The 11,984-nt window shown below is 42.8% G+C and carries 9 protein-coding genes; 1 reads left to right on the forward strand and 8 read right to left on the reverse strand.

What is annotated here, in order from left to right; translation table 11 throughout:
• Nucleotides 1-15: 15 nt before the first annotated feature.
• From rlmKL to queC, 6 genes are all read right to left on the reverse strand, one after another.
• Entirely contained in the window at nucleotides 16-2,322 is a 2,307-nt protein-coding gene (gene rlmKL / locus JMX50_RS06425; protein WP_201628892.1) for a bifunctional 23S rRNA (guanine(2069)-N(7))-methyltransferase RlmK/23S rRNA (guanine(2445)-N(2))-methyltransferase RlmL, read from the reverse strand.
• 212 nt (nucleotides 2,323-2,534) lie between these two features.
• Nucleotides 2,535-3,722, reverse strand: coding sequence for a mechanosensitive ion channel family protein (locus JMX50_RS06430; RefSeq protein ID WP_227670941.1), 1,188 nt, complete (start codon nucleotides 3,720-3,722; stop codon nucleotides 2,535-2,537).
• Between the two features lie 215 nt (nucleotides 3,723-3,937).
• Nucleotides 3,938-5,434: a dihydrolipoyl dehydrogenase gene (locus tag JMX50_RS06435; RefSeq protein ID WP_201628894.1), complete on the reverse strand. Its 1,497-nt coding sequence runs from the start codon at nucleotides 5,432-5,434 to the stop codon at nucleotides 3,938-3,940.
• Nucleotides 5,435-5,510: 76 nt separating this feature from the next.
• Nucleotides 5,511-6,008, reverse strand: coding sequence for a peroxiredoxin (locus JMX50_RS06440; RefSeq protein ID WP_201628895.1), 498 nt, complete (start codon nucleotides 6,006-6,008; stop codon nucleotides 5,511-5,513).
• Nucleotides 6,009-6,196: 188 nt separating this feature from the next.
• Nucleotides 6,197-6,526 (reverse strand): hypothetical protein, encoded by a 330-nt coding sequence (locus tag JMX50_RS06445; protein WP_201565699.1) that lies wholly within the window; start codon nucleotides 6,524-6,526, stop codon nucleotides 6,197-6,199.
• 386 nt (nucleotides 6,527-6,912) lie between these two features.
• Nucleotides 6,913-7,638 carry a 7-cyano-7-deazaguanine synthase QueC gene (gene queC / locus JMX50_RS06450; RefSeq protein WP_227670949.1) on the reverse strand — a complete coding sequence of 242 codons (726 nt, stop codon included), beginning with the start codon at nucleotides 7,636-7,638 and terminating at the stop codon, nucleotides 6,913-6,915.
• A gap of 645 nt (nucleotides 7,639-8,283) precedes the next feature.
• On the opposite strand from queC, the gene ttcA reads away from it, so the two are divergent.
• A complete protein-coding gene (gene ttcA / locus JMX50_RS06455; RefSeq protein ID WP_413786819.1) occupies nucleotides 8,284-9,303 on the forward strand; it encodes a tRNA 2-thiocytidine(32) synthetase TtcA in 1,020 nt (339 codons plus the stop codon).
• Nucleotides 9,304-9,585: 282 nt separating this feature from the next.
• On the opposite strand, the gene JMX50_RS06460 is transcribed toward ttcA, so the two are convergent.
• Nucleotides 9,586-10,167 carry a FixH family protein gene (locus JMX50_RS06460; RefSeq protein WP_201565695.1) on the reverse strand — a complete coding sequence of 194 codons (582 nt, stop codon included), beginning with the start codon at nucleotides 10,165-10,167 and terminating at the stop codon, nucleotides 9,586-9,588.
• A gap of 131 nt (nucleotides 10,168-10,298) precedes the next feature.
• A complete protein-coding gene (ccoG, locus tag JMX50_RS06465) occupies nucleotides 10,299-11,702 on the reverse strand; it encodes a cytochrome c oxidase accessory protein CcoG (protein WP_201628897.1) in 1,404 nt (467 codons plus the stop codon).
• Nucleotides 11,703-11,984: the final 282 nt, after the last annotated feature.

Genomic DNA, 11,984 nt, shown 5'->3' on the forward strand with positions numbered 1-11,984 from the left:
ATCTAGAAACCTAAATTATAGGCTTTGACGATGGCGAATCTCAAAACTCTGATGAATCGGCTTTTTAACATCAAAATCAAAACCAATGGTTTTTTGGGTGATATCAACAATATCATAGCGCTCAGTCAGCTGCTCATCGAGCTCAAAGCGGGTAAAGTTGTTGGAGAAATACAATACGCCGTCTGAGGTCAAGCGGTTCATCGCGCGGTTGATGAGAGCCGAATGGTCGCGCTGCACATCAAAGGTACCTTGGAACTTTTTCGAGTTCGAAAAGGTTGGCGGATCAATAAAGATAATATCAAATTGTTCCGTATTGTCTTTAATCCACTCAAAGATATCAGCAGCGACAAACTGATATTTGTTGCGGCTAACGTCAAGACCATTCAGCACAAAGTTTTGCTTGCCCCAATCGAGGTAGTTCTGTGATAAATCGACGCTAGTGACTTTTTTCGCGCCAGCCAATGCCGCATGGACACTTGCTGTACAGGTATAAGCAAATAAGTTCAGTACGGATTTATTACGACTGTTGTCTTTGATTCGGGCGCGCATATTACGGTGATCAATAAACAAACCGGTATCGAGATAATCGGTAAAGTTGACATAGAAATACGCGCCATCTTCACGAGCGACATAGAACTTGCCACGCTTTTCAGTATTGCCTTGCTTGCTATATTGGTCATTACCAGACTGACGCGCACGGGTTTTGATAAAGATTTGTTCGCGGTTAATGCCAAAGACTTCACGAATACCCATTAACGCCAAATTAAAGCGTTTTTTCGCCGTTTCAGGTGGAATGGTTTTTGGTGGCGCGTATTCTTGCACGTGCACATAATCGCCATATAAATCGACCGCTACTTTGAAGTCAGGCAAATCCGCATTATAAACGCGTAAATTACTGACAGTGTCTTTTTTAGCCAGTTTCTTCAGTTTAGCAAGGTTTTTTTGCAAACGGTTGATGAAGTCTTGTCCTTCTTCCACTTCAATCTCACGCTTCTCAAAGCGACTGACCAAATTACCCGTTTGCCCCGCAATCAAGGTGCCGTAGCGGAAATAAACCGTAATAGCACCGTTATGACAGCGTAAAGTTTTTGGCTCTTTAATCGGCAAGATATCCACTTGTTCGACATTGGCCGCCAAGATTCCAACCATAGGGTCGATATCAATACCGGCAAAACTGTCTTGTAAAATCAGCCCAAGCGCATGATATAACGGCTTAATCATCTCTTCATCACCCAAGCGCTCACCATACGGCGGGTTGGTAATGACTAAAGGATTGCTCAAGCGACCATCATCAACCAGTGGTTTTAAGACGCTGCTTAGTTTGTCAAGAGCACGCGTCTCAAGGTCGAGCAGTGGTAATAAGTCCTGCAAACCGGCGGCAATCAAGTTCTTTTCTGTCGCCAAAATCGCGCCGCTATCGGCATCAAAGCCCAAAATCAGCGGTAAAGTATCTGGCTGCTCGTTGGTAATGGCCAACGCATCACGGAAACGCGTCTGGGCATCATCAATCATCTGTTGCCATAGCGCATCGTCATGATGCTGCCATTGATAAAAACCAAATTGATTGGCGGCTTTATCAATACCGACGGCATAATCGCAATGCATGAGAAGGGCTTCAATAATAAAGGTGCCAGAACCACACATTGGATCAATCAGAGCGTTATATAAAGGGGCATTACCTTCTTCATTTCTCTTATGCCAGCCTGCGCTGTAGAGCAACGCCGCCGCTAAGTTCTCTTTTAATGGCGCTTCGGTCATCGCCACACGGTAGCCACGGCGATGCAAACTGGTGCCTGATAAATCTAGATACAGCTCAGCTTGCTTATCATTGACCGTTGCAAACACCGAAAAATCTGGGTTTTTACTATCGACGTTAGGACGGCTGTCATATACTTCGTTAAAGGTATCGGCAATCGCATCTTTGATACGCAGCATGGCAAATTGCTGACTGACGGCAACGCGTTTATCAACCGATAGACGAATGGCAAACGTTTGCTCTAGCTTAAATTGTTCCGTCCAATCGACCGATTTTGCCAAACCATAAAGCTGCTCTGCCACATCGTATTCAGTATTGATGTTTTTGCGTTTGATCAGCATCAATACCCGTGACGCAACCCGCGACCACAAGCAAATGGTGTATAGGTCACGCAATGTACCAGTCACCGCTAAACGACCAGTACTCTTGATCTCGCTTGCAATACCAAAACTGGTCAGCTCAGTTTGTAGCGGTGCCTCAAGCCCATCGGCACAGGTAATAATAAGGTCAAGCGACAACTCTGCTGAAGCGGCTGGTAAGGAGTTGGGCGTGGTTGTTTCGGTCATACGGATACCTGTGGGCTAAATTGATAAACATTGATAAATAAGGCACATCATAAAATAAGATGTTTAACCGCCAATTTTACCATAATTACGCCATGGATAGTTTAAAGCGGGATTGTTTAAAAGACTGTTTTTAAGAAACGGCTTTTTGTTTTTAAACTAAAATCATGGCGCACCATTGTTTTTTAATATCGTTAAGCAGCTAATGACACTGACTACTTACCGCCTTTTTTTAACGCGGCTGTTTCTGTGACCAATTGCGTAGGGGTCGCAACTGGCTTGGTAACGATAGGGTAAACCTGCTCTGTTGGCATCAGTAGGCGCATATGCGGATAAGGGGTTGAGATATCAGCAGCATCAAAGGCACGTTTGATATTCTCGCGTAAGACTTCTTTGATTTTAGGCATACGTGCAACAGCCGCAGGCTTGACCCAAAAACGCACAATAAAGAATACGCCGTATTCGCCAATCTCATCAACAGTCGCTGAGGTTTCAGGGCGATTTAATACCACGTCGCTCTCAGACAATACCTGCAAAATCACCTCACGTGCCTTGTCGATATCATCTTCAAAAGCAATGCGCATACGGATATCAAAACGTATAAAGTTTTTCGAGGTTAAATTGATGACCACAGAAGAAGCGACGTTTGAGTTGGGGATAATAACGGTGATATTGTCGCGGGTTAAGATATGGGTCGTGCGTAAAGCGATAACCACGACGCGCCCTTCATTGTCATTGATATTGACCCAGTCGCCGACTTGAAAGGACTGCTCAAGTAAAATGGTAATCCCCGCGATAAAGTTAGCAAGCGTTGATTGGGCGGCAAAGCCCACGGCAATACCGGCAATACCCAAACCTGCCACTAACGATACGATATCAAAGCCAAATTGCGCCATGACGCTGGCAAGCCCAAATACCAATAATAGTACGGACAAGATATTTTTCAGTAGCTGCTCGATAGAAGCGTTTAGACCATAATGCTGCAAAACCTTATGGATAATTTGCCCAGATGACGTCCATAGCACATAATAAATACCCGCCCAAGTACTGGCTTTAGCAGTGGCTTTGACCGTATCTGGCTCAAAATTAAGCTGGCTCATGATAGCTATCAAGCTGGTCACAATCCAAATATAGCGTAGTATTGAGCGAACAATTTTAGATCGGCGCTCATTTAAGCGGATTCTGGTTCTGCTTTTTTTGACAATGTAGATAGCAAGCCAATAAAAAAATCCCAATACCGCCAGCAGTATTAGGATTTTGATGCCCGTACTCACCAATTCTACCGATTTAGCTGACCAGTCTAACGAGTCTTCATCTATGGTGCCGCCGATAGCAAGGTATAGGCTAGTATGTAGGTCGCGAACAATCTCTTGAAAGAAGTCAGTAATACCAGCGATTGCCATTGTTTCATCCATGCAGGGTTTAGGTCTAAATAAAATGGGTATTAAAAAGTCTGATTGTAAATTAACTCAAATCGCTCAGGCAAATCAAGTATGACCTTGATTGCCTTGAGCGTTCATTTGAGCGCTAACTTAAAGTGATATAAGTCAAAACGACAAAAGTACGAAGCATAATTTTATTAAAAAACATTGCCGCTTATCTTGTTAAAAGCAAATACTTAAAAATTGCCTTCTTGGGTATCATGCGATTGATAAGGTATCTTCATCATACGCTGAACATCACGTAATGCGGTACGCAAACCTTCTAATATCGTCGGATGATAAAACGGCGTATCAAGCATGTCTTTGATACTCAAATCATTGGTAATTGCCATCGCCAATATATGTCCAATATATTCCGCATCAGGGCCGACCATGCTGGCGCCCAAGATTCTATCGGTCTTTTTGCAACCATAAATATGCAATAAACCGCAGTTGACACCCATCACGCGGCTACGTCCTTGATTGTCAAAGCTCACTTTGCCAATCACATGCTCAAGCTCTGAGTCTGCTTGGATTTCAGGTAGCGACATGCCGACGTTCACGATTTGTGGCGCGCAAAATACGATAGAAAATGGCGTGGCAGGTGGTCGAATATAAGCGTCTGTCTTATTGTCGCAAACAAGGCTGCCGGCGCTAAATCCTTCATCACTGGCTACATGTAATAGAGGAAGATTGGCATTGGCATCACCAACGATATAGACTTCTAAATTACCGATTTTACCAGTCTTTTTATCAAGCTGCTTTGGGCGGTTCTTATCATCAAGCTCGACGCCTAGATTTTCAACACCAAGCGTATCGATGTTATTACGGCGACCTGTGGCAACCAGTACGTACTCGCCTTGCCACTGCTGCGTTTGACCGGCGCTATCTTCGTAGTCGATAAAGGCAACGGAGCCTTTATCGACTGCATCTGCTTGAGTGCCAACCTCGGTAATGTTACTACCTAAATGCATGGTCAGCTCACGATTTAAGCAATCGATGGCTTTATTATTAATGTCATCGTCTTTTAAACTGGCGACGCGTTTGGCACGATTAAATAAGGTAACATTGACGCCTAAGCGTTTAAAGGCTTGGGCAAGCTCTAAGCCGATGGCACCTGCACCAACCACCGCCAGTGATTTTGGTAAATCAGTCAGCTCAAAGACAGTGTCAGAGGTAATCAGGGTATCGCCAAGCTTATCTGCCCAGCCTTCTGGGATAAAGGTTGAGCTACCAGTCGCGACAATGATTTTATCCGCTTCGATTAGCTCGTTATTGACCTCAATCAATCCTTGTTTATTGATATAAGCGCGACCCGCTATTTTCGTTTCTGCAGGCCAACTTTCTACTTGCTCCTCAACGTAGCTGGCAAAATGATCACGCTCAGCGCGAACCCGCGCCATGACTTGTTTGCCATCTATTCGTGCGCTGGCATGCACACCAAACTCGCCAGAATGATTGGCCTCATGCGCGCGGTCAGCAGCAGCAATAAGCAGTTTACTTGGCATACAACCGACCGCAATACAGGTGGTTGTCCAAAATCCATCATTAATAATTATGACATCGTCTTTTAATTTGCGGGCTTGGCGAAAGGCATTTTGACCAGCAGTACCAGCGCCAATGACCGCAACCGATACCTTGCGTGTCACTTTTGTATGGCTACTGTCAGCAGTGCTATCAGGCTGTTTATTCATAGTATTCTCAAATCAGGCGAATGTGATATTAGGTGATGAATTTGCACAAAAAACGATGAAAAAGGCTATTGAAAAATTAAGGCGCTAACGTATTCAGTAAACGCTCAGTATAGCCTGCCGCGCGTAAATTACGCTGCGCATGAGTTAGCGTGCCATCTTTATCAAAGACAAAGGCTGAACGTACAAGACCTAAGCTGATTTTGCCATACATGTTTTTTTCTTTAATGACATCGAAGTATTGGCATAATTTCTCATCACTATCACTGATAAGCGAGATATTAAGATGGTGTTTAGCGATGAATTTTTCGTGAGATTCGACGCTATCACGCGAGACACCGATGATATCGTAACCCAATTTATCAAACTCATTGAGCTGAGCGGTAAACTCTGTCGCTTGCGTGGTGCAGCCTGGGGTGTTGTCTTTGGGATAAAAATATAAAATTAGGCCTTTATCGGTATGAGCAACCAGCTCTTTTAGGCTGATGTCGTCATGTATAAAGTTGCCGTCTAGCTCGCGCACGATGGTGACTGGGAAATCAGGTAGGGCAATAGTCTCGGTGGTCGGCTTGGCCATTATAAAATCCTTATTAGTTTTGGTTATGCATATATTGTTGTTTATACATATATTATAGTGATTGCTCTTATTATAGGCAGATTCATGGCAATAACTACTCAGTTTTACACTTCACTTATTCATTAGCAACAAAAAAGACTGGCAATGACCAGTCTTTTGTATTTTGCAGCAAATATCTTTTACGTGCTTTAAGCAGGTTTTTGTGGCTGCTTTAAATCCAAACCAACCGTGCATTGCTGCAGGTCTTTTTGCATTTTTTTCACGTAAGGTAAGCTTGATGGGTCTTTTTTATCTTGCGCGTAGCTTTCAATTTCCCACATCTGACCGATGGTCATCTCGCTACGGACACCGATGGTGCACTTGCATAATTTGGTCGCGGTATTTTTGTCAGCGACCTTATATTTGACCGCGCCATTGACACAGGTATTGATATTATTTTGCTTGATATCGGCAGCGTTTGCTTGTGGCAATGCAAACAGAGCAGCTAGGGCTAGGGGTAATACTGGCAACAACTTCATAAACATCCTCTATAGGTCGCGTCAATTTTTCAGATTTTATAGGCAAAAATCTTGGTCGTTTTATTTGGTTACTGGTCTAAGTATTGATTTTAGCACTGATTTTAACAATGGTTAGGATACTAATTTTGTCACTTATTTTATAACTTGCATGAGCAAATATATAGGCAATTCTTCATCTATATAGCGCTCATTACATTTAGCTAACTATCAGTACGGTTATCTTGTCATTGATATAGTCGCCCATACCATAGCAATTAAATTGCTTAAAATACAACGCCAGCGTGCTGTGTTAATGCAAGCAAATGTTGCGCAAATATTTAATGAGCTGCGCTATTAAGACAATCATACTCGCCTTTAAGATAGCTATAAGCCTGTTTTTACAGTATTTATTCAGGCTGATAATGCGTAGGGTCAGTAACGCCAGCTTGGGAAAATCCTTGGCGGCGCAGCACACAGCTGTCGCAGACACCGCAAGCCAACCCATCGACATCTGCTTGATAACAAGAAATCGTCTGCCCATAATCGACCCCTAACGATAAACCAAGCTCGATGGTTTTGGCTTTAGATAACTGCTGCAGTGGTGTTTGAATCGATAAATGGTGACCGGTGACGCCAGCTTTGGTGGCAAGATTGGCCATGTGTTCAAAAGCAGCGATATATTCTGGACGGCAATCAGGGTAGCCTGAATAATCGACGGAGCTTACACCAATGACGATATGGTTGGCATCGGTCACTTCAGCGACTGCCAAGGCGTAAGATAAAAATATGGTATTACGCGCAGGTACATAAGTATTTGGAATAGCGTCGTTATCGATCTCATCACGATTTTTACTCGGGAATTTATCGGTATCGCCATCAGGGACAATCATGCTGTGGTCGGTGAGTGATGAGCCGCCAAGCTGCGCGATATCGATATCAATAATGCGATGATTGACTGCTGCGGTTTCAGCGATGGCTTTAGCGGCGACAAGCTCACTATTATGACGTTGACCATAATTAAAACTGACCGCTGTCACAGAAGCATAGCGCGCCTTTGCCCAATACAAACAAGTCACGGAATCAAGCCCACCTGATAGTAGCACCACGGCATTTTGGCTTTTATGCAGCGCCATCAAGTTAGCGTCGTTTGCTGGATTGGTAGAGGAGGTTTGCGCAGTAACAAGAGTCATAGTGGTATCTATTATTAGTTTGAAATTATTGGTTCAAAAATATGGATTTACGAAAGCCGTCTATTTTAGCAAAAATAGCCCCATTACAGAACCTTGAAGGTGTTATTAAAAGAGGGCTAAAGCGTGATTAAGTAGTGGCTAAAGGATGGTTCAGTCAGCACTGTATTTGTATTATCCATCAAACACTATTAATCAGACATAGGACAATCAAGCAGGCGATTAGGCATAAGTACTATTATAAAGTTAAATAACAGTCTTAAGCTGCCTTCTTAAGTTGGCTTGGTATTTAGCCTTATCAATTAACGTCATATTTTCAATCTGTTAGCAAAATTTGTTATAATCGCTGCTTTTAAAGCCCGTGTGCTAAAAATATTGCTAACTGCTTTGTAGCAAAATCAACCTTGTAAAGATATTGAGTAACTTATGACCGTAGCGACCTTGTTTACGCCAAAAATAACCCCTCAGTTTGATGCTGCGTCTATCGATGCTGCTTCTACGGATGCTAGCTCTGCCGACACTGGTTGGGATAGCTATGCATTAGATACGGATGTCGCTGACGAATCTGATGGAGTTGCGCATGACAATAATATGGCTGAGCAATTATTATCTAATCAGCTGCTACCGACTGAAACGGCACAATTTCGCAAGCTACAAAAAAAGCTACGCCGCCAAGTATCATGGGCGATTCGCGATTTTAATATGATTGAAGATGGCGACGTCATCATGGTTTGTGTGTCAGGCGGCAAAGACAGCTATACACTGCTAGATATCTTGTTGTTACTTAAGCGTATTGCCCCGATTAGCTTTGATATCGTTGCGGTCAATCTCGACCAAAAGCAGCCCGGTTATCCTGAAGATATCTTGCCCGCTTATCTGAATGAGCAAGGTATCGCGCATTATATTTTAGAAAAAGACACTTATAGTATCGTCAAAAGCGTGGTGCCAGAAGGTAAGACTTATTGTTCGGCTTGTTCACGTCTGCGCCGTGGCTCGCTATACGGCTTTGCCAAACAAATTGGCGCAACCAAAATCGCCCTTGGCCATCATCGCGATGATATGCTGGCGACGTTCTTTTTAAACTTATTTCACGGCGGCGCGCTTAAATCGATGCCGCCTAAACTGCTCAGCGATGATAAGCAAAACTTGCTTATTCGTCCGCTTGCCTACGTTGAAGAAAAAGACATCATTGAATATGCGCGTTTAAAAGAGTTTCCGATTATCCCGTGCAATCTATGCGGTAGCCAAACCAATCTACAACGGGCGATTATCAATGACATGCTACGCGAATGGGATGACGCCCATCCACAGCGCTTAGCGTCTATTTTTAAAGCCATGCAAAACGTCGCACCGTCGCAATTAGCCGATCGTGAATTATTTGATTTTGAGACATTAAGCCTCGAGCGTGATGATAATGAGCGCTTATTTGAAGGCGATAATATCCAAGCAGGGCAGACCGATAGTCTGGCTGAGATTGGCTTACCTGTAGCACCAAAAACTCAAGTCTTTAATCCAAAATTTGCCAATAATCAGAACACGGACGCAGCAGATGAAACGGAAAAAAACAGCCGTATAACGCAGAAAATTCCAACGATTAATCCTGTCATTTAATGAGCTGATGGTTTAAAGCTATAGTCAAAATATCCTAAAAACGCTACGGTATTGCTGATATCAATTTTTTGTAGCCTCTGTCTGCGCAGGCACAGCAAGCAAGAAAAATTGATATCAGCAGCGCGTGATGTATCGATATTACTTTTCACTGACTATATGTTGCTTAAATAATCTTAAGTTAATTTGATAAAGTTAAATCCATAAAAGTTAGCCCCAAAAAAACCAGCCCTTAATTATTAAGGGCTGATTTTTTTAACTTTAAGAGTAGCTATTTAAATAACACTAGCTTTCGGCAAACACCGGTAGCGGATTAAAACTTACCTCTGAACGTGGCAATTTTGCCACATCTTGCATACGCCAATCATCCTTACCATCATTACTAACTTGTAAGTAATATTTGGCTTTGACTGGGTCAATATTTACCTGAGCGCTATATTTATTACCTTCTTCATGTTTTAACACAACATCACGATCTTTTTTGATATCGGTGGCATGTGAGATAGATAACTCTAAGGTATCAGGATAAGTAACCGGCTCGCCATTTGATAATTTACCAGACTGCAAGCTCTGCTCAGGATAATTTAGATAAAACACGATATCACCATTATCGGCAAACTGCATTTGACCGTGTAAGTCTAAATCATAGGTGAGCTTGTCGCGCGAGACGTCATGATAGAGGGTTTTGCCATCCATATACCAGTCGTCACGTACCACACTGTCACGTATTTGGTAAGAGTAATAAACAAACCAGATGCAAGCAATAACGACTAACGCTGGCATGCCAATGACAAAAATAACCACCATATAGTTTTTGTACCATGGCTGGCTATCTTGATGCTTAAAGTTGGGGGCTGGACTAGACATAACATACCTATTAATCAGATATTCGTTTATAGCTGTCTATTAGAGAGTTATAAACGGTATCAACGGATAAAATGATGGCTCAATACTGCCAGATTAATGACGAAATATTCACGCCCTAAGCACGCAAAGACTTATTGTCCTTGCGTGGTAAAGATGTTTTGTTTGCTAACATTATACTGACCATTTTCGCTCTTCACATTTAAAGTAACTGGTGTTTGACCAAACTCAATCACATCAGGGTCACCATAAATACTGACTGGCATATCAAAGCTTTCACCAGCCTCTAACGGTACATCGTTAAAGCGTAACTCTAAGCTCAAACCGTCTTGTGGCTCAAGGGTTATCTTATAAGTGTGAGGCTCTTGCGTTTTGTTGGTCAATTTAACGATATAGCTGTTCTCAATCATGCCTTGCTGATTCAATGACGACAACTGGTTGCGGTCACGGCGAATATCAATCTCTAGCGGTACGCGATCATTTAAGGCATAAATTACGCCGCCACAAAGCACGGTCAGTAAGGTTAAGTAGGCGAAGAAGCGCGGACGAAATACACGGCTTGGCTCTTTTTCGACCAATTGACGCTCTGTTGTATAACGAATCAGCCCGCGTGGGTAGCCAACTTTATCCATTACATCATTACACGCATCGATACAGGCAGCGCATTGGATACAAGCTACTTGCAAGCCATCACGAATATCAATACCCGTTGGGCAGACCTGCACACACATCTGACATTCGATACAGTCGCCTAAATCCTCAGGGTTGGTGCCTTTTTTGCGCGCGCCGCGAGGCTCACCGCGCTCATAATCGTAAGAAACGATTAACGTATCTTTATCGAACATCACGCTTTGGAAGCGACCATAAGGACAGATTTGCACACACATCTGCTCACGCATATAGCCTGCATTGACGTAGGTCGAGAAAGCAAAAATAAATATCGATACCCATATCCACGTTGACCAATCAGGGAAGGGGATAAACCCTATCATCTGCCAATTTTGATACAACGCCTCAGTACCCGACACATAACTGACAAAGGTTGTGGCGGTAATCATCGAAAACACAAACCAGATAAAATACACTAAAAAACGCTTAAACACTTTCTGTGCGCTCATAGGCTCTTTATCGAACTTTATACGCTTGTTACGATCGCCAATCACCAGCTTTTCAACATATTGGAACATATGCGTCCAAATGGTCTGGGGACAGGCATAGCCACACCACACCCGTCCGGCGTAGACAGTCACCATAAATAGGGTAAAAGCAGCAATAAGCGCGAAAGCAGCAATAAAGTAAAAATCTTGGGTTAAAAAGGTCATACCAAAAATATAATAATGCTGCGACGGCACATCAAACCAGATTGCTTGCCTACCGTTATAACGTAGCCACGGCAAAATCAGAAATAATGCCAAAAACGCATACATGCTAATGACACGGATGTTTTGATAAAATCCGGTGACAAATCTGGGATGTACACGTTTTTTATTGGCGTTAAGATCGACGACAGGGATTTTATTGGATTGTTGTGCTGACATAAACGTGCCTCTTTAAAAAAAGAATCAGTCTGCTGGCATGATGAACAAATACCCTGAATAACTGGGTATATGAATGTGCGATGTTATCAATGTCAGTAAGTAGCGAGACATACTGAAAGTCAAAATATGCTGACTCGACTACCAAATGAGCGATTGTAAATAATGGGTTTAAATATGCTTAAATGGATGATTCAATAGTGTTTCTCATAGATAGCTATTTTAACATTCTCCCTACTATAAATGGGGCAATAATGCTAGAAAGCAACATTAATCTCATCATTA

Origin of the sequence: Psychrobacter maritimus (assembly GCF_904846345.1) — a bacterium.
GTDB lineage: Bacteria > Pseudomonadota > Gammaproteobacteria > Pseudomonadales > Moraxellaceae > Psychrobacter > Psychrobacter maritimus.

Excerpts from the sequence above, each read along its gene's own strand:
- JMX50_RS06435 (WP_201628894.1), bottom strand. The coding sequence starts at position 5,434 with ATGAATAAACAGCCTGATAGCACTGCTGACAGTAGCCATACAAAAGTG.
- ttcA (WP_413786819.1), top strand. The coding sequence starts at position 8,284 with ATGGCTGAGCAATTATTATCTAATCAGCTGCTACCGACTGAAACGGCA.
- rlmKL (WP_201628892.1), bottom strand. The coding sequence starts at position 2,322 with ATGACCGAAACAACCACGCCCAACTCCTTACCAGCCGCTTCAGCAGAG.
- queC (WP_227670949.1), bottom strand. The coding sequence starts at position 7,638 with ATGGCGCTGCATAAAAGCCAAAATGCCGTGGTGCTACTATCAGGTGGG.
- JMX50_RS06440 (WP_201628895.1), bottom strand. The coding sequence starts at position 6,008 with ATGGCCAAGCCGACCACCGAGACTATTGCCCTACCTGATTTCCCAGTC.
- JMX50_RS06460 (WP_201565695.1), bottom strand. The coding sequence starts at position 10,167 with ATGTCTAGTCCAGCCCCCAACTTTAAGCATCAAGATAGCCAGCCATGG.
- JMX50_RS06445 (WP_201565699.1), bottom strand. The coding sequence starts at position 6,526 with ATGAAGTTGTTGCCAGTATTACCCCTAGCCCTAGCTGCTCTGTTTGCA.
- ccoG (WP_201628897.1), bottom strand. The coding sequence starts at position 11,702 with ATGTCAGCACAACAATCCAATAAAATCCCTGTCGTCGATCTTAACGCC.
- JMX50_RS06430 (WP_227670941.1), bottom strand. The coding sequence starts at position 3,722 with ATGGCAATCGCTGGTATTACTGACTTCTTTCAAGAGATTGTTCGCGAC.